Origin of the sequence: Streptomyces xanthophaeus, assembly GCF_000725805.1 — a bacterium.
In the GTDB taxonomy this organism is placed as follows: Bacteria; Actinomycetota; Actinomycetes; order Streptomycetales; family Streptomycetaceae; genus Streptomyces; species Streptomyces xanthophaeus.
Window position 1 is genome coordinate 162,797 of the sequence record NZ_JOFT01000017.1, and the last position, 23,888, is coordinate 186,684.

A 23,888-nucleotide genomic window follows, 5' to 3' on the forward strand; every position below is an offset into this window, starting at 1 on the left:
CCGGCGGCTGCCTGATCAGCCCAGGAACGCCGCGGTGGCCGCCACGAAGCGCCCGGGGTCGTCGGTCCACGGGTAGTGGCCCGCTCCGGGCTGCACGACGAGCGTGGCGTCGGGGAAGAGCTCCGCGCAGGCGGCCGTCGGCTCGGGCGGGCTGTTCAGGTCGAACTCCCCGGTGAGCAGCAGAACGGGCGCGGCGAGGCGGGCGATCCCGGCGCGGGTGGCCGCGGGGTCGAAGGCCCCCTCGGCGCCGAAGAGGGCGACGACCTGCGGATCGGCCGGGCGGGCGGCGGCGTGGTGGCGCTGCGCCGCGGCGTCCCACCGGCCGTGGAAGAAGGGCGCTACGGCCTCCCAGTCGCTGCCGGTGCCCGCGGTGATCGCCTCCAGGGCGGCGAAGGCCGTCGGGAACCACGGCTCGGCGCTCCTGAGCAGCGCGAGCTCGCGGCGGGTCCGGGCCGTGACCGGTACGCCGACCGCGCGGGTGCCGGGCCCGATCAGGGCGAGCCTGCCCACCTGCGCGGGGTAGCGGGCCGCGTACTGCACGGCGAGGTTGGCGCCCGCGGAGTGGGCGAGCAGGTCCGCCCGGGGCAGGCCGAGGTGGGCCCGCAGGGCCTCGACGTCCTCGACCTGGCGGTCGCAGCGGCAGGAGGCGGGGTCCTCGGGCACGGCGGAGCGGCCGGTGCCGCGCGGGTCCAGGGCGATCAGCCGGCGGTGCGCGGAGAGTCCGCCGAGGTCGCCGAGGTAGCCGGCGTCCGTGGGGCCGCCGGGGAGGCACAGGAGCGGCTCGCCGGTGCCGTGGACCCGGTAGGCGAGCCGGGTGCCGTCGGGTGCGGTGAAGGTGGGCATGCCGGGGATACTGCCACCCACAACCTGGTTGTACAACCAGGTTGTACAGACCCTGGATACGGCACGCCCTCTGGGTGTATAACCGGGTTGTGGATGGTGAACGGAGCGGTACTGGCACACCCGGCGCCCCCGGGGCACTGACCGAGGAGCAGGCCGGGCGGATGCTCGCCGGGATGAACGAGGTCATCCGCGCGGGCGAGGAGATGCGGCAGCTGCGAGCCGAGATGATCAAGGTGCTGGCGGGCCTGGGCTGGACGCAGGAGCGCATCGCGCGGATCGCCGGGATGAGCCAGCCCGCCGTGTCCAAGCAGGTGGTGAAGTACCAGGCCGGGGCCCCGCTGCCACAGGTCGGGCTCGCCCTGGACCAGGGCGACGGCCCCTGGCTCGAAGGCCGTCTGTGGGGGCTCGCGGAGGAGCTCGCCGAAGTGCTCTCCGGGTCCCCCCACGGACCTGCCTCCTGCGCCCGCCGGACCGACGCCCTCGCCCGGGGCCGCGAGCGCTTCACGCCGCAGACCGTGGACGCGCTGCGGCGGCTGGTCGAGGAGGACCTGCGGCGCCACCGGGCGGAGCTGCCCGCGGGCTACCGGGGCGCGTACGACCGGATCAGCCGCGGTCTCGACGTGCCCGCTCCGGCCGCCGCCGCAGCGGTCGCCGGACCGCCGGCGGTACGCCGCGCCCTCGCCCGTCAGCTCCAGCGCGACGGGCTCCGCGACGCGCAGGGGCCCGGGGACTCGGCCTGACGCGACCCGGCCCGTCCGGACCCCCCGTCAGAGATCGGCCTCGTCCAGGTCCAGGAAGGCCGCGAGGTCCGGTTCGCGTCCGCCCTCGGCGCCGGGCAGGGCCTGTTCCGCCCAGATGACCTTGCCCTCGGGCGTGTACCGGGTGCCCCAGTGCTCGCTGAGCTGCGCCACCAGGAAGAGACCACGGCCTCCCTCGTCCGTGGTGGCGGCGTAGCGCAGGTGCGGGGCGGTACTGCTGCCGTCCCAGACCTCGCAGGTCAGCGCGTGGTCGAGGAGCATCCGTACGCGCACGGGTGCGCTGCCGTGCCGCAGCGCGTTGGTGATCAGCTCGCTGAGCATCAGCTCCGTGGCGAAGCCGAGCTCCGCCAGGTCCCATTCGTCGAGCTGCTTGGCCGCGAGGCTGCGCAGCGTGCCGACCGCGCTCGGCTCGAAGGGGACCTCCCACTGCGCCACCCGGTCTGCGCCCAGGGTCCGGGTGCGCGCGATGAGCAGGGCCACGTCGTCGGTGGGCCGCTCGGGCAGCAGGATGTCGAGCACGGCCCGGCAGCTCTCCTGCGGGTCCCGGTCCGGGTGGCTGAGCGCCGCGCGGAGCATCTCCAGGCCCTCGGTGATGTCCCGGCTCCGCTCCTCGACCAGCCCGTCGGTGTACAGGACGAGCTGGCTGCCCTCCTGGAGGTGCAGTTCAGCGGTCTCGAAGGGCATGCCTCCCAGTCCCAGCGGCGGCCCCGCGGGCAGCTCCACGATCTCCGTCGTGCCGTCGGGTGCGACGACCAGGGGCGGCAGGTGGCCCGCACGGGCCATGGTGCAGAGCTGGGACACCGGGTCGTAGACGGCGTAGAGGCAGGTCGCGCCCAGGACCCCGCCACCCGCCTCCTCGCCCTCCTGGTCGTGGTCGATGCGGTGCACGAGGTCGTCGAGGCGGGCGAGGATCTCGTCGGGCGGCAGGTCGAGGGTGGAGAAGTTGTGCACCGCGGTGCGCAGCCGGCCCATGGTGGCGGCGGCGTGCAGGCCGTGCCCGACGACGTCCCCGACGACCAGGGCGACGCGGCTGCCCGGCAGCGGGATCACGTCGAACCAGTCCCCGCCCACGCCGGACTGCGCGGGCAGGTAGAAGTGCGCCACGTCCACGGCGCTCTGCTCGGGCAGGGCCCGCGGCAGCAGGCTGCGCTGGAGGGTCTCGGCGAGGGCGTGCTCCCGGGTGTAGCGGCGGGCGTTGTCCATGCTGATGGCCGCGCGGGCGACGAGTTCCTCGGCGAGTGAGAGCTCGTCCTCGTCGAAGGGCTCCGGCTTGCGCGAGCGCCAGAAGTTGACCACCCCGAGCACGACGCCCCGGGCCGTCAGCGGGGCCGCGATGAGCGAGTGGATCCCGTAGTCGACGATGGCCCGGGCCCGGGGCGGGTCCTGGGCGTGCCAGCCCGGGGCGTCGGCGAGGTCGGGCACGAGCTCGGGGCGGCCGGTGCCGTAGCCCCGCGCCTGCGGGGTGGAGGGCAGGAAGTCGATCAGCCGGCCGCAGGGGTAGAGCGGATGGTCGGAGCGGATCCCGTTGACGGCCGTGCGCCGCATGTCGGCGCCGGGGCCGGGCTCGTCCCCGTCGAGCACGGCGTCGGCCAGGTCGACGGTGACGTAGTCGGCGAAGCGGGGTACGGCGACGGCGGCGAGTTCCTCGGCCGTGCGGACCACGTCGAGGGTGGTGCCGATGTCGCCCCCGGCGTCGTAGAGCAGCTTGAGGCGCCTGCGGGCGGTGTCGGCCCGCGTGGTGAGGACCTGCATCTCGGTGGAGTCGCGGATGGTGACGACGGTGCCCGTGGGCCGGCCCCGCAGGGAGGTGAGCCGCTGGTTGACCACGAGCAGCCGGTCGCCCGTCTCCAGGACCTCGTCGGTGGCCACCCGGCCGGACAGCAGCAGGTCGGCCATCCGGCGGTCCAGGCCCGGCACCTCCCCGATGTGGCGGCCCTCGGCGTGCTCCGGCAGCCCGAGCAGCCGGGCGGCCTCGTCGTTGGCCAGCAGGAGCCGGCCTTCGCCGTCGGTGATCAGCACCCCTTCGCGGACCGCGTGGAGCACCGCGTCGTGGTGCTCGTACATGCGGGTCATCTCCTGCGTGCCGAGCCCGTGGGTCTGGCGGCGCAGCCGTCTGCTGATCAGCGCGGTGCCTCCGGTGGCCAGGGCGAGGCCGGTGGCGATGGCGAGGAGGATGACCGGGAGCTGGCGGTCGACGACACCGCTCACGTTCTTCACGGTGAGGCCCGCCGACACCAGCGCGACGACCTTGCCGTCGGGCGCGGTGACCGGCACGACGGCCTGGATCTCCTTGCCGAGCGGGCCGTCCACGCTCTCGGTGTAGGTGCGTCCGGCGAGCGAGGGCTCGATCGTGCCGACGAACGGCTTGCCGATGCGGTCCGGCTGGGGATGGGTGTAGCGGATGCCCTCGGTGTCCATGACGACGATGAAGTCCACCCCGGCGGCCTTGCGCGTCTCCTCGGCCAGGGGCTGCAGGATGGCGGACGGATCCTGCGTCCGGAGCGCGTCCTGGAGGCCGAGGGAGTGGGCGAAGGTCTGCGCGACGGAGACCGACCGGTTGCGGGCTTCCCGGTCGATGTCGTGGCGGGACTGGAGCACGAGCGCCAGCAGTGCGGCGGCAGCGAGCAACACCACGATCGCCACCTGGAGGACGAATACCTGTCCGGCGACGCTCCTGAACCTGTTGCCTAGGGGTGACCGCACCGACGTGCCCGGCACGGGTGGCGAGGAAGGGTCACCCACCCAGTTGTAGCACTTCCCGGCCGCCCTGGCTGCCGAAATGCACATGCCGCGTCCGGCCGGTCGCGCCGGGCAGCCGGACGCGGCCGGGCGGGCCGCCGTTATCGCAGGGCGTGAACGGTGCTCGCGGGCGTGACGGAGGAGGGCCGAGGGGTCTGGACGGGCGGCGCGGACGGCCGGGTTCCGGGGGCCTGCGGGCTCTGGGAGGCCGGGGCCTGCGGGGTCCCGGGGGTCTCCGCGGGCTCAGGGGTCTTCGGGGAGCCGGGGGTCTTCGGGGAGCCGGGGGTCTCGGAGGCCTCAGGGGTGCAGGTGACCTCGTCGCGCGGCGTGTAGTGGGTCGTGAAGTCCTCGCGCCTGACCTCCTTGCCGCCCTGGACGAAGACCCGGCCGACGGCCACGTCGAAGCCCTCCAGCGGGGTCTGGACCTCACAGGTGGGTCCGGTACCCGTGCGCTTGCCGGGCGGGGTGACGTTCGTGCGCGGCCCCTGGGTCGCCCGGATCTCGTCGTACTTCTTCGTGCCCAGCAGGGTGATCGTCAGCGAGGTGTCGGTGGAGGTGGCCCGGACGTACAGGGCGTGACCGGTGTCGTTGACCCAGCGCAGGTCGAGGGAGCCCCAGGCGACGGTGGCCTCCCGGCCCTCGGGGTAGCGCTCGATGTAGAACGAGTGGGCGCCGTGCTCCACCGTCTTGACCCCCGCGAAGAACGCGGCGTTGTACATGGTGGTGGCGACCGCCGAGACGCCGCCGCCGGGCGACTTCACGAACTGGCCGTCGTTGATCATGATCCCGTCGACGAAGCCGTTCTCCGGGGTGCGCTCGCCGACCGTCCGGTTGAAGCTCCACTCCTTGCCCGGGAGGACCACCGAGCCGTTGATGAGCTCGACGGCGCGGCCGATGTTGGTGGTGCGGTAAGGGGCGGCCGGGAACTCGACGGTGAAGGACGAGACCTTCTCCTTGATCCCGAGGCGCTGCGCCTCGGCGCTGGTGAGGTCGGGCTGGACCTCCACGGTGGCGACCTCGGCGCTGCGGGCCGCGCCCGCCCGGGTCAGCAGGGGCATGACGGCGCGGCCGAGCGCCGCCTCGGTGACCTGCCGTCCCGCACGGCCCTGGTCCCCGACCACCACGCGGCCGTCGGCTCCGAGCCGCAGCGCGGCGTCGCGCGGTGCCCGGGTGACCGCCTCGACGGGGCGGGCCACTGCGGGGTCGGCGAGCAGGCCCTTGGAGTCCAGGGCGGGCACGAGGCGGCCCTGGGCGTCGGGCTTCATCTCCAGGTGACCGCTCAGAACGGCGGGGCCTATGGGTATCCGCTGACCGGCGACGGTGAGCGTGACGGGGCCGGACATCGCGGGCTCGGCGAACTGCCGCAGGGCCCTGCCGGTCTCCTCGGCCCCGATGCGCGGCTCGGTGCGCTCCACCGGCAGGACGACGGGGCCGGCCTGGGTCTTCAGGTAGGAGTCGCGCAGGGTCTGCACGGCCCGGTCGCCGATCAGGGCGACGCCGGGCAGGGGCGTGACGGTCTTGGGTGCGCCCTTGTCGAAGGCGATCGATCCCTCGCGGACCTGCTGGCGGGTGCTCGCGCCGATGCGCTCGACGGCGGCCCGGGCGGCCCGCTCGTCGAAGCGGGTGACCGGCTCCACCGCGCGCTCGCGGTCGGTGAAGAGCCTGCCGATGACGGTGACGGGGTCGTGGCCGGTGCGCGCGGCGCGCTCGACGGTGGCGGCGGTGTCCAGGGACAGCCCGAGCGAGGCAGGATCGGCCTGCTCGACGCGGTCACCGATCTTCATCGAGACCGGGGCCGCGGCCAGGGGTCCGAGCTCGCGGTCGAGCGTCCGCTGCGCCTCGGCCCGGCTCATCCCCCCGATGTCCACGCCCCGGACCCGGGTGCCCGGGTCGACGTCGCCGCCGGTCACGAGCCCGGTGACGTAGAGGCTGCCCAGCCCGAGCACGGCGGCGCCGCCTGCCATCGGCAGTGCGATCCGCCAGTCACCCGTCCAGCTGTGCGCGCGTCCCATGTCTCTCCCTGGCGCCGACCGACGGAGCGGTGGCGCGGGCCGCAGGAGCAGCCCCTAGATGACGGTTCCGGACCGCAATGATTCCCGCAAAACGGACTATTTGGGGGCGAATGTAATGGTTCTCACGGAGACGGAATCCGGACCGGCGCACCACGCAAGAGCGCCCGACACGAACAGGTGTTCGTGTCGGGCGCTCCGGTCAGGCCTTCGGAAGGCCGGGGGTCCGTCGAGGTCAGACCGCCGGGACCGGGTAGGTCGGGTACTCCACCCCGGACACGTGCTGGACCACGCGGATGACCTGGCAGGAGTAGCCGAACTCGTTGTCGTACCAGAGGTAGAGGATCGCGTCGTCGCCCTCGACCTTGGTGGCGCCCGCGTCGACGATCGAGGCGTGGCGCGAGCCGATGAAGTCGCTCGACACCGCGTCCGGGGCGGTCGTGAAGTCGATCTGGCGCTTCAGCGGCGAGGTCAGCGACACGTTCCGGAGGTAGTCGAGGACCTCCTCGCGGGTGGTCTCGCGCTTCAGCCGCAGGCTGAGGATGGCGATCGAGACGTCCGGCACCGGGACGCGGATCGAGCTGCCGGTGATCCGCGCGTTGAGGTCGGGCAGCGCCTTGGCGACGGCCGAGGCGGCACCGGTCTCGGTCATGACCATGTTGAGCGGCGCGGAACGGCCGCGGCGGTCGGAGCTGTGGTAGTTGTCCAGCAGGTTCTGGTCGTTCGTGAACGAGTGGACGGTCTCCACGTGACCGCGCAGGACGCCGTACTCGTCCGCCATGGCCTTCAGCGGCGGGACGATCGCGTTGGTGGTGCAGGAGGCGCAGGACAGGATCTGCTCGTCCGGCTTGATCGTGTCGTGGTTGACGCCGTGCACGATGTTCGGGACGTCGCCCTTGCCCGGCGCGGTCAGGACGACCTTCTCGATGCCGGGGCGCAGGTGCTTCGACAGACCGGCGCGGTCGCGCCACTTGCCGGTGTTGTCGATGAGGATGGCGTCCTTGATGCCGTACGCCGTGTAGTCGACCTCGGACGGGTCGTTGGCGTAGATCACCTTGATCTCGTTGCCGTTGGCGATGATGGTGCTCTTCGCCTCGTCAACGGTGATCGTGCCCTGGAACTGTCCGTGGATGGAGTCGCGGCGCAGCAGGGAGGCGCGCTTGACGAGGTCCTGCTCGCCACCCCCGCGGACGACGATGGCGCGCAGGCGCAGGCCGTTGCCCGACCCGGCCTTCTCGATCAGCAGGCGGGCGACGAGGCGGCCGATGCGGCCGAAGCCATAGAGGACGACGTCGCGCGACTCGCGGCGCTCGATCTTGTTCGCACCCGTGGCGCCGGCGACGGCCTCCGCGGTGAACGCCTCGACCGACAGACCGCGGCCGTCGACCTTGTACGTCGCGGCGAGCATGCCGATGTCGATCTGGGAAGGCCCGAGATCGAGGGTGGTGAGGGCCTGCAGGAACGGCAGGGTCTCGGTGACCGAGAGCTCCTCGCCGTCGATCTGGCGGGCGAATCGGTGGGTCTTGAGAATGCTCACCACGGACTTGTTCACCAGGGAGCGGCTGTGCAGGACGACCGTGACGTCCCGCTCCCGGTGCAGCTTCCCGATGATCGGGATCATCGACTCCGCGATCTCCTCGCGGTTCTTCCAGTTGGTGAACGAGTCGTCATTGACAGTCACAGGTTTATCTTTCGAGCTAGGCGGCGCTCACATGCTAACCCCCCTGTACTTTGATCATTCAAACGGTGCCCCCCGCCGCGCAGCTTCGTACGATTTACCCGGCCTTGTTCTCGGCGGTCCCGGCGGCCCCGGCGGCCTCCGGGACCCCCTCCGCGCCCGCGGGAACCTCGTGGATCCGCCCGTCGACCCCGGCCCGGTAGAGGCGGCCCGCCGAGAAGCCGCGCTCACCCTGCCCGTAGGCGACCTGGGTGGACAGGCGCAGCCCCGACTCCACGGCACACAGGCTCCCGCCCTCGGCCCGCCATATCTGCCCCGAGGCGTGGGTGGCGATCAGCGGGCGGCCCCGGCCGTCGAGGGTGAGCCCGTCGGGCAGGGCGAGCACGTCGGACGCTCCGGCGGAGATCCACCGGCGCGGGTGCGCCGGATCGCCGACGGGAATCCGGTAGAGCCCGGGGGCGACGGTCGTCTGGACCACGTAGACCTCGGACCCGTCCGGTGACACGGCGATCCCGTTGGGCTGCGGCACCGCGGCCCAGTGGGGATCGACCCGCCCGTCGGGCGTGACCCGGCCGATGCCGCGGCCGCCCAGGGTCGTGGTGTACACGGTGCCGTCGGGGGCGAGGGCCACTCCGTCGATGCCGCCGAGCCCCGAGGCGTAGGTGGAGACCTCGCCGGACTCCGGATCCACCTCGAGGAGCTTCGACACCGGGAACAGGTCACCGGTGAGCGAGTGGGCCAGGTCGTTGCCCGTACCGACGAGGAGCCGGCCGTCGGGGCGGACGACGACGCCCCCGTTGGCGCCGATGTCCCCGGTCAGGGCGACCGGGGCGCTGCCGGGCGCGTCGATGCGGTAGACCCGGCCCGTGAAGTACGCGGTGGCGAACATCCGGCCCCGCCGGTCGACGGCGATCGACTCGACCCAGTCGGGCAGTTGCGCCACCTGCACGGGCGGCGCGGCCGGTGCGCCGGCCGCCGCGCACGCGGGCGCGGCCGCGGCGGGGACGGGGGCGAGCACGCCCGCGGCCGCCGCCGCGGCCAGCACGCCCGCTGCCGCGTTCCCCGAGAAGGTGTGCAACAAGCTGCGCAGCCGCATGAGTTCCCCTCCGTGGCCACCGCCCCCGCGGCGGCCGGCCGACTCTCGTCGAAGGGGTCCACGATAGGGCCGGGGCCCCCGGCGCCGCCTGACGTCCGATAAGGGGACCGGAGTTGGCCGTAACCCGGCGGTCCGCGGCTGCGCCCCGCAGATCGCCCGGATCAGCTCTCGCGGGACTCCGCGAGGTAGGTGCGCGCCAGGGCCCCGGCGCGGGTGAACCAGTCCGTGAGGACGGCGGTCTGCTCCGGCGAGTACTGCGCGAAGAGCTCCGCGAGCAGCACGTAGTACGGCTCGTAGACCGCCTTCACGCGCTCGGCCGCGTCCGGGACGGCCACCACCCGCACCCGCCGCCGGTCGGCCGGGTCCGGCCGCCGGGCCACGAACCCGCCGCGCTCCAGGCGGTTGAGGATCCCGGTGACCGCCCCGGTCGTGACCTGGGCGCGGGCGGCCAGGTCGCCGGCGGTGACCGGATCGTCCCCGGCCTGCAGGACGTAGGCGAAGCACACCAGGTCCGTGACGCTCAGACCGAGGTTCCGGGCGAACTCCTGCTGGCCGACGATGCTCACCGCGATCAGGTCGTCCATCGCGCCGATCGCGTCCAGAGCGGTCGCTCCGGGCCTGATCTCCATTGAAATCCCTCACCATCCGTGCGATAAATCTCTTAGTTGCTAAGACATTATGGGTCGGGCAGCGCGGTCGGCGCTGCCCTGCCGGTCACGAGGAGGCAGGCACATGAGCGCACACCCTTACGACGAAGGCCACACCGTAGCCGGATGGACCGGTACCGCCGTGGCCACGGTCGGCAGCTCGCTCCTCGCCCTGGGGGTCATCGGCTGGACCCCGGGGCTGTGGCTGGGCGGCGCCGTCACGGTGGCGGCGCTGCTGATCACCTGGGGCCTGCACCTCTCCGGCTGGGGCAAGGGGCCCGGCCGCCGGCCCGCTGCGCAGTGGCGCATGGGGGTCAAGGACACGTCGGCGCGCCGGGGGCACGAGGACTGCCTCGGCTGCCGGCTGGCGGGTCGGGGCCCGTCCGCCGCAGCAGCGGACCCCGGGGCCCTCGTCGTCCCGCGCAGCGCGCCCGACCTCGCCTCCTGAGGCGGTTCCTCCGTAGCCGCTGGGCTCAGCGCGCCGCGACGGCCCATCCGTGCTGTGCTCGAAGGGGGACTTCACGACACGGGGGGGGACCCAGGACGAGCCGAGCGAGCCGAGGAGGAACCATGAACAGGAACCTGCGGGCCCGGGACATCATGAGCGAGGGCGTGCAGTGCATCCGGGAGGACCAGTCCCTGGTGGAGGCCTCGCGCATGATGCGCGACCTGAACGTCGGGTGCCTGCCCATCTGCGGCGCCGACGAGCGCCTCCAGGGCCTGATCACCGACCGGGACATCGTGATCAAGTGCTGTGCCGAGGGCATGGACCCCTCCCGGATGCGCGCCGGTGAACTGAGCGGGACCCTGCACTGGATCGACGCCGAGGCCAACGCGCAGGAAGCGGTGGACACGATGGAGATCCACCAGATCAAGCGGCTGCCCGTGATCGACGTGGCCGGCGGCCACCGCCTCGTCGGCATGATCACCGAGGCCAACCTGGCGAAGAACCTCTCCGACGAGGACATCGCCGAATTCGCCGTTCGCGTCTACGCCGCCAACTGACCGGGCAGGAGCACGGCCATGGGCACCCTCTCCATAGACCGACTGCGCGAACGCGTGCGCGGGCCGGTCGTCACCCCTGACGACGAGGGGTACGACGAGGCCCGCACGGTCCACAACGCGATGATCGACAAGCGGCCGTCCGCCGTGGTGCGCTGCGCCAATGCCGGGGACGTCATGGCCGCCGTCGACTTCGCCCGCGCCAACGGGCTCGACCTCGCGGTGCGGGGCGGTGGACACAGCGTTCCCGGCTTCGGCACCTGCGACGGCGGCCTGGTGGCCGACCTGTCCGCGATGCGCGGGGTCCGCGTCGACCCCGTACACCGCACGGCCCGCGCCGAGGGCGGCGCCACCTGGGGCGACTTCAACGCGGCGACGCACGCCTTCGGCCTCGCCACGACCGGCGGGATCATCTCCACCACCGGCGTCGGCGGGCTCACCCTCGGCGGCGGCATCGGCTACCTCGCCCGCGGGCTGGGGCTGAGCTGCGACAACCTCGTCTCGGCCGATGTGGTGACCGCGGACGGCCGGCTCCTCGTCGCCAGCGAGCAGGAGCACGCGGACCTCTTCTGGGCGCTGCGCGGAGGCGGCGGCAACTTCGGCGCCGTGACCTCCTTCGAATTCGCCCTGGCCCCCGTCAAGGAGGTCTACGGCGGACCGATCCTCTACGAGATCGGCAGCGCGGGCGCCGTACTGCGCGCCTTCCGCGAGCTGATCGCCGACGCACCCGAACAGCTCGGCGCCTTCCCGGCCTTCCAGATCGCCCCGCCGCTCCCGTTCATCCCGGCGGACCGGCACGGCGAGCCCTTCATCCTGATCGTGGCGTGCTGGTCGGGACCGGTGGAGGAGGGCGAGCGGGCCCTGCAGCCGTTCCACGACTTCGCACCGGTGGTCGCCGAGCACGTCGGCCCCATGCCGTACCCGGCGCTCAACAGCGCCTTCGACGCGCTCGTGCCGCCCGGCCTCCAGCACTACTGGAAGGCCAACTTCGTGACCGAGCTCAGCGACGACGCCATCGACGCGCACACCCGGCACGGGCCGCTCGTCCCCGCGGTGAACTCCACGGTCCACATCTACCCGATCAACGGCGCCTGTCACCGCGTCGCCGCCGATGCGACGGCGTTCGCCTACCGCGACGCCTCGTTCGCCACCGTCATCGCCGGCATGTGGCCCGACCCCGCGGACAACGAGGCCAACACCGCCTGGGTCCGCGACTACTACGAGGCGACGGCCCCGCACTCCGAGGAGGGCGGCTACGTCAACTTCATGGCCGGGGACGACCAGTCCCGGATCAGGGCCAACTACAAGGGCAACTACGACCGCCTGGTCGCGGTCAAGCGCAGCTACGACCCGGGGAACCTGTTCCACCTGAACCAGAACATCCAGCCCTGACACCCCCACCCGGCCCGGCAGGACGGCCGGGGGCGGCCCCACCGGCCGCCCCCGGCCGTCCTGTCGTGCGCCCGCTCAGCGTTCGGACAGCTCCGACGGCGCTTCCTGGACCACCCAGCTGTTGCCGTCCGGGTCCTCGAAGGACATGAACGAGTTCCAGGTGTCCCCCTTGCCCTCCGCCCAGCCCTTCTCCCCCACGTGCCGGATCACGGAGACCTCCACGCCCCGGCCCACCAGCTCCTGACGCGCCGCCTCGATGTCCGTGACGCAGAGCTGGAGTCCGTGCAGCGTGCCCGGCACCATCTCCGTCATGCCGGGCGCCTTGGGCATCCCCTGGATCATCGCGATCGAGCAGCGCGAGCCGGCGGGGGTCAGCTGGATGATGCGTACGCCGGGGGCGACCTCGTCGTCGAGGTCGACCTTGAACCCTGCCTTGACGGCGTAGAACTCCTTCGCCCGGTCCATGTCGGTGACGGGGACGGGGATGACTTCGAGCGTCCAGTTCACGGAGGAACTCCTCACGAACCTCGGGGACCAAAGGGCCCATTACAGCAGCCGCGGATGCCCTCACCGCTCAACCGGACGGTGTGGCCGCGCGGCGTACCAGGAAGCGTTCGACGGCCCGGACCGCACGCACAGCGGTCCGGGCCGCCCCCTGTGCCGCCCGGCCCGTACCCCTGCCCGGGTGACCCCGCTCCGGAGCGCTCGACGATCTTCCGTAAGCTCGTGCCGCTCGGTACGACCAACCGGGCGCTTGCACCGTCGAGTCCGCGAAGGCCTGCCCTGCGCGGGCGACTCAACCGACCAGGGGAATCCATGCACCTGCCCGTCAACCGACGTCTGGCCCTCGGCGCCACCGCCCTGCTGGCCCTGGTGGCCACCGCGGCGCCGGTGACCGCCGCACACGCCGCCCCGGTCTCTGCGGCCGAGGCCGCGCAGACCCCCGTACCGGCCCCCGACCTCGAGGGCCTGGCCCAGGCGCTGAAGAACACGACCGACGCGGGTGCACCGGGTGCCATGGTCCGGCTCACCGGCCCGCGCGGCGTGCTCACCAAGACGACGGGCGTGCGCGACAGGACCACGGGCGCGGCGATGGACACCCAGGCCCGCTTCCGGATCGGCAGCGTCAGCAAGACCTTCTCCTCCGTGGTCCTGCTCCAGCTGGTGGCCGAGAAGAAGATCGACCTGGACACCTCCGTCAACCAGTACCTGCCCGGCCTGCTGCCCGACGACCGGATCACGGTGCGTCACCTGATGACCCATCGGAGCGGGCTCGCGGACTACACGAACGCGATGTTCGAGCACACCGTGCCCGGCTTCGAGGCCGTGCGGAACAAGGTGTTCACCTACGAGGAGCTCGTAGGCCTGTCGCTGAAGGAGCCCAGGACCACCGAACCCGGCGCGGCGTACAAGTACTCGAACACCAACTTCGTGGTCGTCGGCATGCTCATCGAGAAGGCCACCGGCAACAAGGTGGCCAAGGAGTACGACCGCCGCATCATCAAGCGCCTGGGCCTGCGCAACACCTCGTACGTCCACCCCAGCACGGCGATCAAGGGGCTGCACACGCGCGGCTACCTCCACCCGGACGAGGAGGGCGGGCCCCTGGTGGACTCCACCGAGCAGACGGTGTCCTGGGCCCAGTCGGCCGGCGCGGTCATCTCCAACCCCGCTGATCTGAACACCTTCATGTCCGCGCTGCTCGGCGGGCGGCTGCTGTCGAAGCCGATGCTGGAAGCCATGATCACCATGACGCCGACCGACACCACCAACACCCGCTTCTACGGGCTCGGTCTGCGCCGCTACGACCTGTCCTGCGGCACCTCGGTCTACGGCCACACCGGCACCGTGCAGGGCTTCTACACCTACGCCTTCGCCACGCGGGACGGCCGCCGCAGCCTCGCGGCCATGGCCAACACCTCGAACAGGGGCTCGGCGAACACGGCGCTCGGCGGCACCCTGGAGGCGGCGTTCTGCGGCAAGCCCGCGCCCGCGGTGGCGCCCACCGCCCGCGGCTTCGCGGCCGCCGCCACGGCTCCGGTCCTGGCCCCGGCCGAGGTGGACCTGCCGGAGCGCAACGCACGCTGACACCGCGTACGCGAAGGCGGCGCGCGGGAGCCCACACCCCCGGCGGGGTGTGGGCTCCCGCGTTTCCCGCCGGGCGGATCCATCCCGTCTCCTGGCCCTTCCCGGACCGGTGCGGGACCCGCGACCGTACCGATCCGGCCGTCCGGCGGCGTGTTGCAGTCCCTCCGGCGTCCGGCCGGGGTGCAAAGGGCCCGGTGAGGGTTACGGTCGTACGGCCGTTTTGCCGAAACCGGTACGTATTCCTCGTCGGGGAGGAACAGCTGGGATGAGCGACGCACCTCTGTACCTGGAACCACGGCTGGCACCACGTCTGGCGTCCCTGCTGGACACGTCCGGCTTGCCGCACGCCCTCGTGGACGGGCTCGGATCGCCCCTGAACCTGGTCCTGCCGGAGCAGTTCGCGCAGAACGCGGCGGAGTTCCACTCCGTCCTCGGACGCCGGCGGCTCGGCGGCCGGATCTACTTCGCCCACAAGGCCAACCGCTCCAGCGCCCTGGTGCGGCGGCTCTGCGCCACGGGCGCCGCCCTCGACGCCGCCTCGCTCGGCGAGTTGCAGCACGCGCTGGCCTCGGGGTTCACCGGTGACCGGATCATGGTGACCGGTCCGAAGGACCCCGAGTTCCTGTGGCTCGCCGCGCGCTGCGGGGCGACGGTCAATGCCGACGGGGCCGGGGAACTGGAGGCCGCCGCCGCCCTCGTCGGCGCGTACGGGCTGCCGCGGCTGCGGGTGCTGCTGCGGCTGTCGGGCTTCGAGGTCTCCGGCGTGCGGGTGCTGTCGCGGCGCAGCCGCTTCGGGACCTCCGTCAAGGACCTGGACGCCCTGCTCGACGTGCTCGGACGCCACCGGGACGCGCTGGAACCGGTCGGGGTCGGCTACCACCTGGACACCACGAGCCTGGACGAGAAGGCGGCGGCCCTGGAGGGATGCCTGCGGGCCGTCGAGGAGTTACGGCTCCGCGGGTTCCAGCCGCACGTCGTCGACGTCGGGGGCGGCTTCGGCGTCAACTACCTGGCCCACGCAGCCCAGTGGGAGCGCTACACCACCGAGCTCACCCGCGCCGTGACGGGGCGGCGGCCCCCGCTGACCTGGGGAGGCCACGCGTACGGGCTGCGCGTGGAGAACGGCACCGTCAAGGGGGCGCTGGGGCTGTACCCCGCGCACCGCCCCCTCGCCGGGCCCGGCTACCTCGACGAGCTGCTCTCCCTGCCCGCGCCCACCCTCGGGCGACCGCTGGGCACGCTGCTCCTGGAGAGCCTGTGCGACCTGTACGCGGAACCGGGCCGGGCCCTGACGGACCAGTGCGGGGTCACCCTCGGCCGGGTGCTGGAGGTACGGCCCGACGCGGAGGGCGGACCGCACCTCGTGCGTCTGGCGCTGAACGCGGGGGACGTAGGCCTGGAGGACCACGGCGTCCTGGTGGATCCGGTGCTCCTGCGCCGCGGGAGCACCCCGCCCGGTCCGGGCGGCCCGGTCGGCGTGCACCTCCTGGGCAACCTCTGCCTGGAGGCCGACCTGATCACCCGCCGGACGGTGTTCCTGCCCGCGCTGCCGGATCCCGGCGACCTGCTGGCCTTCGCCAACACCGCCGGGTACTGCATGGACTTCACCGCCACCGGGGCGCAGCGGCAGCCCACGGCGCGCAAGGTGGCCGTGGAGGAGGTGGACGGCACCTGGCGCTGGTGCCTCGACGAGGAGTACTGGCCGGTCACACGTTCGGGGGGACGGTACGCATGAGGTACGAGAACATCACCGACGCCATCGGCAACACCCCGCTGGTCCGCATCGATCCGGCCGTGCACGGACTGCGGCACATCGACCTGTACGCCAAGCTGGAGATGCTCAACCCCTTCGGGTCGCTGAAGGACCGGGCCGCCTGGAACATGGTCCGCGGCCGCCTGCCCGGGGCCGGGGAGCGCGGCGAGACGGTCGTCGAACTGTCCAGCGGCAACACCGCCAAGGCCCTGGCCCTGATCGCCGGGATGCACGGGCTGCCGTTCAAGAGCGTCACCAACCGCATGCGCGTCCCCGAGATCAAGGACCTGCTCCTGCTGCTGGGCGCCGAGATCGAGGAACTCCCGGGCCGCAGCGAGTGCCTGGACCCCACCGACACCGAGGATCCGCTGACCCTCTTCCACCAGCAGCTCGGCCGTACGGGCGGCGCGCACCTCCACACGGACCAGTACTTCAACGCCCTCAACACCGCGGCGCACGCGACGGGTACCGGTCCGGAGATCGTGGCCGATCTGGACGGGCGGGCACCGGACTGGTTCATCGCCTGCGTGGGCACCGCCGGTTCCTCGACGGGGGTGGCCTCGGCGCTGCGCGCCCACGACCCGGCCGTGCGGGTCGTCGGTCTGGTCGGGGAGAAGTCCGACTTCATCCCCGGCATCCGCACCATCGACGAGGTCCAGGAGGTCGGCATCTTCGACCCGGCCACCTACGACGCGATCGAGCCGGTGAGCGCGGACGAGGCCCTCGACGGCATGCTGACGCTGCTGCGCCGCTGCGGGCTGCTCGCCGGGCCGACGGGCGGGGCGGCGTACTCCGGGGCCGTGCGCCACCTGCGGCCGCTGGACCGCGAGAGCGGCGGACCGGGGCGCAGGACCGCGGTCTTCATCGTCTGCGACCGGGTGGAGAGCTATCTCGGCTACGTGCGCCGGCGCCGCCCGGAGCTGCTGGGCGGGCCCGCGGTGCGCAACTCGGTGGCCGCGCTCACCGAGGCGGAGGTCGCTTCGGCTTCCGTGATCGAGGTCGCCGACGCGCGCAAGTGGCTGGAGGAGAGCCGTCCGCTGGTGGTCGACCTGCGCGGCCCGTTCGCGTACGCCGCGCTGCACATCGAGGGTTCGGTGAACATCGTGGACGAGCTCTTCGACGAACTCCTGCGGGGCGGCATGCCCTTCGGCAGGCGGCAGCCGGTGCTGCTGGCCTGCCCGGTCGGCGAGAAGTCCGCCCGGTACGCGGCCCTGCTGACGCGGATGGGGCATCACGACGTACGCAGTCTCGCGGGCGGCATCGTGGCCTGGCGGGACGCCGGGGCGCCTCTGGTGCGTGACTGACGTGGCGGCGGACCATGCGGGGGACCTCGCGGAGCTGGCGTCCTGGCAGCGCGGACTGCGCGCGCAGTTCCCGATCGTGCACGGCCACCCTTCCCTGGCGTACCTGGACAGCGCGGCCACCGCGCAGAAGCCGCAGGCCGTGCTGGACGCCGTGCAGGACTACCTCACGCGCTCGAACGCGAACGCGGGCCGGGGCTCCTACCCCTGGGCCAACACCACGACCGCGCTGGTGGAGGGCGCCCGTGAGCGGGTGAAGGAGTTCCTCGGCGATCCGCGGCCGGAGCGGTCGCAGGTGCACTTCACCAGCGGGACCACGGAGGGGCTGCGCACCCTCGCGCGGGACTGGCTGGCGGACCTGCTGAACGACGGGGACGAGATCGTCGTCCCGTTCGCCGACCATCAGGCGAACCTGTCGCCGTGGCTGGAGGCGCGGGACCTGCTGGCCCGTCAGGGGGTCCGCGTGCGGGTGCGGGAGCTGCCGCGCCAGGCGGGCTCCGGCGACTACGACCCGCGGGTGCTCGGCCGGATCACGGGACCGCGCACCCGCTTCGTCGCGGCCACCCACGTGCACCACGTGTTCGGGGTCGACATGAACGTGCACCGCATCCGCCGGGTGGTCGGGCCGGACGTGCCGATCTGCCTGGACGCCGCGCAGAGCGTCGGCCACCTGCCGGTGTCCGTGGCCGATCTCGACGTGGACTTCGTGGTCTTCTCCGGCCACAAGGCGATGGCGCTGCCCGGGACGGGCGCGGTCTGGGCCCGGCAGCAGCGCGGGCCCGCCTTCCGGCCGGGCGGCTGGAGCGGCACGCCGAACACGGTCGGGATCGTCTCGCTGGCGGCGGCCCTCGACTGGCTGGACGGCGCGGGGACCGGACGCATCGAGCGCTGGACCGTGGCGCTGACGGCCCGGCTGACCGAGGGCCTGCACCGGATGCCCGCGTACGAGGTCCTCGGCTGCCGTTCCAGTCTGCCGGCCGCGTCCGCGGTGCAGCGGCGGAGCAGCATCGTGACGTTCCGCCATCGCGGGATCGATGCGCAGGACCTCGGGTTCGTCCTGTTCAGCCGCGGTTTCATGGTGCGGTCCGACGGTCACTGCCAGGCGGGCGCGGAGGACCGGGAGGGGTCGGTGCGGGTGAGCCTGCACGTGCACAACACACCGGAGGAGGTGGAGGAGTTGCTCTCCGTCCTCGCCAGTCTGCAATGATTTCCATTATGGGTATGAGTACGGCGACGGCGGCGCACTGGGTGGAGCGCTGGGAGAACCAGCAGGAGCGGTACGCGGTCGACCGGGAGGAGCGGTTCACGGTCATGGCCGACGTGGTCGAGCACGTGACGGCCGGTCAGCCGGCCCCGCTGGTGCTCGACCTGGGCAGCGGACCGGGGGCGCTGGCCGCCCGGCTGGCCGCCCGGATGCCGGCCGCCGAGGTCCTGGCCGTGGACGCCGATCCCCTGCTGCTGGAACTGGGCGCCTCCTACTACGGGCCGGTCCTGCGCCACGTCGAGGCGGTGATCGGCGGGCCCGGCTGGCTGGACTCGCTCGGCCTGGACCGCCCCGTGGACGCGGCCGTGTCGGCGACGGCCCTGCACTACCTGGGCGAAGCCGCGCTGCGCCGGGTCTACGGGGAGCTGGCGGCGCGGCTGCGGCCCGGCGGCGTCCTCGTCAACGGCGACCACATCAGCCCGGACGCCCCGGCGCTCTCCCGGCTCGCGCTGCACATCGGGCTGCGCCGCTCACGGCCCCACCTGGACACCGCCGAGGACTGGGAGTCGTGGTGGTCCCAGGCGGCCGCGGACCCGGAGCTGGCCCCGCGGCTCGCCCGCTGCGCGCCGCACCGGCATCCGCAGTGCGAGGGCAACGACCTGACCCTGGCGGGCCACCTCGCCCTGTTGCGCGAGGCCGGTTTCGGGCAGGTCGGCACCGTCTGGCAGTACGGCCACAGCCACGTGGTGGTCGCCGTGCGCTGAGCGGCGGCGCCGCTCCCCCGGTTGGCGGACGGCTCGCGGGGTAGCCCTGGGTACGGACGGCGGTGATCACGAGGAACCGCCGGCCCGCCGGGTCACGGCCCCGCGCCCGCCACCGAACCCAGGAGTCACGTGTGTCTGCCGCGTCGAGCTATGCGTCCGGGGTCTGCGAAGTGCCGCTGCTGGGCGACACGATCGGGGAGAACCTGGACCGCACCGTCCGCAGGTTCCCCCGGCACGACGCCCTGATCGACCGGGCCGCCGGACGCCGCTGGACGTACGAGGAGCTGGCGGCGGACGTCGACGCCCTCGCGCTCGGCCTGCTCGGCCTCGGCATCGTCAAGGGGGACCGGGTCGGCATCTGGGCCCCCAACCGCGCCGAGTGGACGCTCGTGCAGTACGCCACTGCCCGGATCGGGGCGGTGCTCGTCACCGTGAACCCCGCCTATCGCTCGCACGAACTGGCCTACGTACTGCGGCAGTCGGGAATGCGCATGCTCGTCGCCGCGGAGCGCTTCAAGCGCTCCGACTACGCGGCGATGATCGAGGAGGTGCGGCCGGACTGTCCGGAGCTGGAGTTCGTCGCGCTCCTGGAGGGTCCGCTCTGGTCCTCCCTGCTGGAGCGGGGCCGGCGCGGCGACCCGGCCGACCTCGCCCGGGCGCAGGCCGCCCTGAGCCCGGACGACCCCATCAACATCCAGTACACCTCGGGCACCACCGGCTTCCCCAAGGGCGCCACCCTGTCCCACCACAACATCCTCAACAACGGCTATTTCGTGGGCGAGCTGTGCCACTACACCGAGCTGGACCGGGTGTGCATCCCGGTGCCCTTCTACCACTGCTTCGGCATGGTGATGGGCAACCTCGCCTGCACCAGTCACGGCGCGGCCATGGTGATCCCCGCGCCCTCCTTCGATCCGGCGGCCACCCTGGCGGCGGTCGAGGCGGAGTCCTGCACCTCGCTCTACGGCGTGCCCACCATGTTCATCGCCGAGCTGGCGGACCCCGGGTTCGACGGGTACGACCTGTCCAGCCTGCGGACGGGGATCATGGCGGGCTCGCCCTGTCCGGTCGAGGTGATGAAGGAGGTCATCGACCGGATGGGCATGGCCGAGGTCTCCATCTGTTACGGGATGACGGAGACCTCCCCGGTGTCGACGCAGACCCGCGCGGACGACTCGGTGGAGCGCCGGGTCTCGACGGTGGGCCGCGTGGGACCGCACCTGGAGGTGAAGGTGGTGGACCCGCAGTCCGGGCGGACCGTGCCCCGGGGGGAACCGGGGGAACTGTGCACCCGCGGCTACTCCGTCATGCTCGGCTACTGGGCCGAACCGGAGCGGACCGCCGAGGCGGTGGACGCGGCGCGCTGGATGCACACCGGCGACCTCGCGGTGATGGACGACGAGGGCTACCTGAGCATCACGGGCCGCATCAAGGACATGGTGATCCGCGGCGGGGAGAACCTCTACCCGCGGGAGATCGAGGAGTTCCTGCACGCCCACCCCGACGTCCTGGACGTGCAGGTCATCGGCGTCCCCGACCCGAAGTACGGGGAGGAGCTGATGGCGTGGGTCCGGATGCGCGAGGGCGCCGAGCCGCTGACGGCGGCCGCCGTCCGTGCGTACTGCGACGGACGGCTGGCCCACTTCAAGATCCCGCGCTACGTCCACGTCGTGGAGGAGTTCCCGATGACCGTCACCGGGAAGATCCGCAAGGTCGAGATGCGCGAGGAGGCGGCGCGGCTGCTCGGCCTGTGACGGTGCGTGACGGTCAGGGACGCGGGGACAGCTCGGCCATGGCGCTCCAGCCCTGGCCGGGCACCTCGACGTTGATGATCTCCGGGGTCGAGGCGATGGCTCCCGCCAGGGTCTCCATGCCGGCCTTGAAGTGCTCGGACGCGACATGCAGAGCGCCCGCGTCGGCGTCGACGAAGGCCTCCAGCAGGGTGTACTTGTTCGGGTCGTCGACGCTGCGCGACCAGTCGTAGAAGAGGTTGCCCGGCTCGTTGCGGGTGGCTCGGGTGAAGTCGTCGACGAGCGCGAGCCAGTTGTCGCTGTGCTCCGGGCGGACGTCGAACCTGACTGCGATGAAGATCATGGGTTCAGCCTCTCAGGAGGGGACCGGGGCCGCACCCGGGGCGTGGCCGGATTCCGGCAGGGCCGGAAACCCGGCGGCCGCGGGCCGCCGGGTCAGGGAAGCAGGGCCGCGGCCCGCTCCAGCGCGTCGCGGATCTGCGCCGGACGGCGGCGGAACTCCTCGGTCGGCAGCGACACCGACAGGGCGTGCACCGCGTCCCCCTCGGGCGGCCCCGGCAGCGGCACGGCCACGCAGGTGTACGCGGGATCGGCCTCCCCGAGGGAGACCGCGTAGCCCTGCCCGCGCACCCGGGCCAGCTCCGCCTCCAGGGCGTCCGCGCTGACGATGGTCGAAGAGGTCAGGCGGGCCATCCCGTGCTCGGCGAGATAGCGCCGCCGCACCGGCCGGGGCAGCTCCGCCAGCAGGGCCTTGCCGTGCGCGGTGGCGTGCGCGCGGGTCTCGCGCCCCGGGGCGAAGGGGTGGGCGGTGTCGGTGACCGGAGCGGTGGTGTCGACGACGGTGATCAGCCCGCCCCGGTAGGCGGTGTAGTACGCCTCGGCCCCGGTGGCCCGGCGCAGCCGGGCCAGCAGCTCGGTCATGGGGGCGGCGGGCTCCAGATGGCGCAGGTAGCCCCGGTGCAGCCGCGGGATGCGGGGCCCGGGCACGTACCCGCGTGCCGTGCGCAGCAGGTAGCCGCGCTCGGTGAGCGGGCCCAGCAGGTGGTACGCCGTGGACAGCGAGCACCCGGTCTGCCGGGCCAGGGCCTTCGCGCTGACCGGGCCGGGCGCCTCGGCCACGGCGTCGAGGACCGCCAGCGCGCGGTCGACGGACTGCGGACCGCTCTGCGGCATGACGGCTTCCCCCGGGGCGGACGGTACGACGGACCTCCGAGCCTACGGGGCGTGCCGGGGCCCTCCGCGGCAGCCTGCGGAACGTGACACCCGTCACTTCGAGTGACGGATGGGACATGACTGCCGGAGCCCGGGGCACGCGCGGTGCTTGCAACACCACCGCGGGTCCACCGCGGTGCCGGAACCGGAGGTACAGCGCGTCGTGTCGGAACAGAAGACCATTCACATCGCCGGAACCTGGCGGTCCGCCGTCTCGGGCGCGGTCAGGGAGGTCCTGGACCCAGCGGACGCGCAGGTGCTCGCCGTGGTCGCCGAGGGCGGGACGGCGGACGCCGACGCGGCCGTCGGCGCCGCCCGGGCCGCCTTCGACGGCGGCGAGTGGCCGCGTACGCCGGTCGCCGAGCGCGCCGCGCTGCTGCGCCGCACGGCGGACCTGCTCCAGCGCGACCGCGAACGCATCGGGCTCCTGGAGAGCCGGGACGCGGGCAAGACCCTCGAAGAGGGCCGGGTGGACGTGGACTGCGTCAGCGACGCCTTCCGCTACTTCGCCGACCTGGTCGTCGCCGAGGGGGCGGGCCGGGTCGTGGACGCCGGGTCCTCCGAGATCCACAGCGTGGTCGTCCACGAGCCCGTCGGGGTGTGCGCCCTGATCACCCCGTGGAACTATCCGCTGCTCCAGGCCAGCTGGAAGATCGCTCCGGCCCTGGCTGCGGGCAACACCTTCGTGATCAAGCCCAGCGAGCTCACCCCGCTGACCACGGCGGCCCTGATCGGGCTGCTGGCGGAGGCGGGGCTGCCGGCCGGGGTGGCCAATCTGGTGACCGGCGCCGGCGATCCGGTCGGCGCCCGCCTCGCCGAGCACCCCGACGTCGACCTGGTCTCCTTCACCGGCGGCTTCACCAGCGGGACGAAGGTCATGCGCGCGGCCGCCGACACCGTCAAGAAGGTGGCGCTGGAACTCGGCGGGAAGAACCCCAACGTCGTCTTCGCCGACGCCTGCGCCACCGAGGCGGGCTTCGACACCGCCGTCGACCAGGCCCTCAACGCCGCCTTCATGCACAGCGGCCAGGTGTGCTCGGCGGGTTCGCGGCTGATCATCGAGGAATCGGTCAGCGAGCGCTTCGTCACCGAACTCGCCCGCCGCGCGGAGCGTATCCGCCTCGGCCGCGGCACCGACCCGGGCGTGGAGTGCGGGCCGCTGGTCTCGGCCGCCCAGCTCGCGCGGACCGAGGCGTACGTCGCCTCCGCGCTGGAGGAGGGCGCCGTCCTGCGCTCCGGGGGCGAACGGCCCGAGGTGCCGGGCTACTTCTACCGGCCGACCGTCCTCGACCGCTGCCACCGCGGGATGCGGGTCGTACGGGAGGAGGTCTTCGGGCCGGTCCTGACCGTCGAGACCTTCCGCACCGAGGCCGAGGCCGTCGCCCTGGCCAACGACACCGAGTACGGGCTGGCCGGCGGCGTGTGGACGACGGACCAGGGCCGCGCCGCACGGGTGGCCGGACGGCTGCGCCACGGCACCGTCTGGATCAACGACTTCCACCCCTACCTGCCGCAGGCGGAGTGGGGCGGCTTCGGCAGGTCCGGGACCGGGCGCGAGCTCGGCCCGGCGGGCCTCGCCGAGTACCGCGAGACCAAGCACGTCTACCAGAACCTCGCTCCGCGCCCCGTGCGCTGGTTCGCTGGCTGAAAG

20 protein-coding genes are annotated in these 23,888 nt (G+C 72.9%); 11 read left to right on the forward strand and 9 right to left on the reverse strand.

Annotated elements, in window-relative coordinates:
- Positions 1–15: 15 nt before the first annotated feature.
- Positions 16–843 (reverse strand): alpha/beta fold hydrolase, encoded by an 828-nt coding sequence (locus IO30_RS0111380; RefSeq protein WP_031141895.1) that lies wholly within the window; start codon positions 841–843, stop codon positions 16–18.
- An 89-nt stretch (positions 844–932) separates the two neighbouring features.
- On the opposite strand from IO30_RS0111380, the gene IO30_RS0111385 reads away from it, so the two are divergent.
- Positions 933–1,583, forward strand: coding sequence for a hypothetical protein (locus IO30_RS0111385; RefSeq protein ID WP_051859627.1), 651 nt, complete (start codon positions 933–935; stop codon positions 1,581–1,583).
- A gap of 27 nt (positions 1,584–1,610) precedes the next feature.
- On the opposite strand, the gene IO30_RS0111390 is transcribed toward IO30_RS0111385, so the two are convergent.
- The 5 genes from IO30_RS0111390 to IO30_RS0111410 form a co-directional block, all read right to left on the reverse strand.
- Positions 1,611–4,304, reverse strand: coding sequence for a SpoIIE family protein phosphatase (locus tag IO30_RS0111390; RefSeq protein ID WP_031141899.1), 2,694 nt, complete (start codon positions 4,302–4,304; stop codon positions 1,611–1,613).
- Between the two features lie 137 nt (positions 4,305–4,441).
- A complete protein-coding gene (locus IO30_RS40350) occupies positions 4,442–6,352 on the reverse strand; it encodes a VanW family protein (RefSeq protein ID WP_078904637.1) in 1,911 nt (636 codons plus the stop codon).
- Between the two features lie 232 nt (positions 6,353–6,584).
- Complete coding sequence (locus IO30_RS0111400) at positions 6,585–8,030, reverse strand: glyceraldehyde-3-phosphate dehydrogenase (protein ID WP_031141903.1); 1,446 nt, start codon at positions 8,028–8,030, stop codon at positions 6,585–6,587.
- A gap of 94 nt (positions 8,031–8,124) precedes the next feature.
- Positions 8,125–9,123 carry an SMP-30/gluconolactonase/LRE family protein gene (locus IO30_RS0111405; protein WP_051902125.1) on the reverse strand — a complete coding sequence of 333 codons (999 nt, stop codon included), beginning with the start codon at positions 9,121–9,123 and terminating at the stop codon, positions 8,125–8,127.
- Between the two features lie 161 nt (positions 9,124–9,284).
- A complete protein-coding gene (locus tag IO30_RS0111410) occupies positions 9,285–9,752 on the reverse strand; it encodes a MarR family transcriptional regulator (RefSeq protein ID WP_031141906.1) in 468 nt (155 codons plus the stop codon).
- A gap of 103 nt (positions 9,753–9,855) precedes the next feature.
- Here IO30_RS0111410 and IO30_RS0111415 point away from each other — a divergent pair, with 103 nt between their 5' ends.
- The 3 genes from IO30_RS0111415 to IO30_RS0111425 all read left to right on the forward strand — a co-directional run bounded on the left by IO30_RS0111415 (position 9,856) and on the right by IO30_RS0111425 (position 12,164).
- A complete protein-coding gene (locus IO30_RS0111415) occupies positions 9,856–10,218 on the forward strand; it encodes an HGxxPAAW family protein (RefSeq protein ID WP_037893711.1) in 363 nt (120 codons plus the stop codon).
- A 122-nt stretch (positions 10,219–10,340) separates the two neighbouring features.
- Entirely contained in the window at positions 10,341–10,775 is a 435-nt protein-coding gene (locus tag IO30_RS0111420; RefSeq protein ID WP_031141908.1) for a CBS domain-containing protein, read from the forward strand.
- Between the two features lie 18 nt (positions 10,776–10,793).
- Positions 10,794–12,164 carry an FAD-binding oxidoreductase gene (locus tag IO30_RS0111425; protein ID WP_031141910.1) on the forward strand — a complete coding sequence of 457 codons (1,371 nt, stop codon included), beginning with the start codon at positions 10,794–10,796 and terminating at the stop codon, positions 12,162–12,164.
- A 75-nt stretch (positions 12,165–12,239) separates the two neighbouring features.
- On the opposite strand, the gene IO30_RS0111430 is transcribed toward IO30_RS0111425, so the two are convergent.
- Positions 12,240–12,671 carry a VOC family protein gene (locus IO30_RS0111430; protein WP_031141912.1) on the reverse strand — a complete coding sequence of 144 codons (432 nt, stop codon included), beginning with the start codon at positions 12,669–12,671 and terminating at the stop codon, positions 12,240–12,242.
- Positions 12,672–12,980: 309 nt separating this feature from the next.
- On the opposite strand from IO30_RS0111430, the gene IO30_RS0111435 reads away from it, so the two are divergent.
- From IO30_RS0111435 to IO30_RS0111460, 6 genes are all read left to right on the forward strand, one after another.
- On the forward strand, positions 12,981–14,252 hold the full coding sequence (locus tag IO30_RS0111435; RefSeq protein WP_031141914.1) for a serine hydrolase domain-containing protein: 1,272 nt from the start codon (positions 12,981–12,983) through the stop codon (positions 14,250–14,252).
- Between the two features lie 265 nt (positions 14,253–14,517).
- Positions 14,518–15,987, forward strand: a complete 1,470-nt coding sequence (locus IO30_RS0111440; protein WP_031141916.1) for a type III PLP-dependent enzyme domain-containing protein — start codon at positions 14,518–14,520, stop codon at positions 15,985–15,987.
- Positions 15,984–17,309, forward strand: coding sequence for a pyridoxal-phosphate dependent enzyme (locus IO30_RS0111445; protein WP_031141918.1), 1,326 nt, complete (start codon positions 15,984–15,986; stop codon positions 17,307–17,309). Before IO30_RS0111440 ends, IO30_RS0111445 begins: the two co-directional genes overlap by 4 nt.
- Position 17,310: 1 nt before the next feature.
- A complete protein-coding gene (locus IO30_RS0111450; protein WP_031141920.1) occupies positions 17,311–18,513 on the forward strand; it encodes an aminotransferase class V-fold PLP-dependent enzyme in 1,203 nt (400 codons plus the stop codon).
- Between the two features lie 8 nt (positions 18,514–18,521).
- Positions 18,522–19,274, forward strand: coding sequence for a class I SAM-dependent methyltransferase (locus IO30_RS0111455; RefSeq protein ID WP_031141922.1), 753 nt, complete (start codon positions 18,522–18,524; stop codon positions 19,272–19,274).
- Positions 19,275–19,405: 131 nt separating this feature from the next.
- Positions 19,406–21,028 (forward strand): AMP-binding protein, encoded by a 1,623-nt coding sequence (locus IO30_RS0111460; RefSeq protein WP_031141923.1) that lies wholly within the window; start codon positions 19,406–19,408, stop codon positions 21,026–21,028.
- A 13-nt stretch (positions 21,029–21,041) separates the two neighbouring features.
- Here the strand turns inward: IO30_RS0111460 and IO30_RS0111465 are convergent, their stop codons facing one another.
- Positions 21,042–21,368, reverse strand: coding sequence for a putative quinol monooxygenase (locus tag IO30_RS0111465; protein ID WP_031141924.1), 327 nt, complete (start codon positions 21,366–21,368; stop codon positions 21,042–21,044).
- A gap of 92 nt (positions 21,369–21,460) precedes the next feature.
- Complete coding sequence (locus IO30_RS0111470) at positions 21,461–22,198, reverse strand: IclR family transcriptional regulator (RefSeq protein ID WP_031141925.1); 738 nt, start codon at positions 22,196–22,198, stop codon at positions 21,461–21,463.
- A gap of 202 nt (positions 22,199–22,400) precedes the next feature.
- Between IO30_RS0111470 and IO30_RS0111475 the strand changes: the two genes are divergently transcribed.
- A complete protein-coding gene (locus tag IO30_RS0111475; RefSeq protein WP_031141926.1) occupies positions 22,401–23,885 on the forward strand; it encodes an aldehyde dehydrogenase family protein in 1,485 nt (494 codons plus the stop codon).
- Positions 23,886–23,888: the final 3 nt, after the last annotated feature.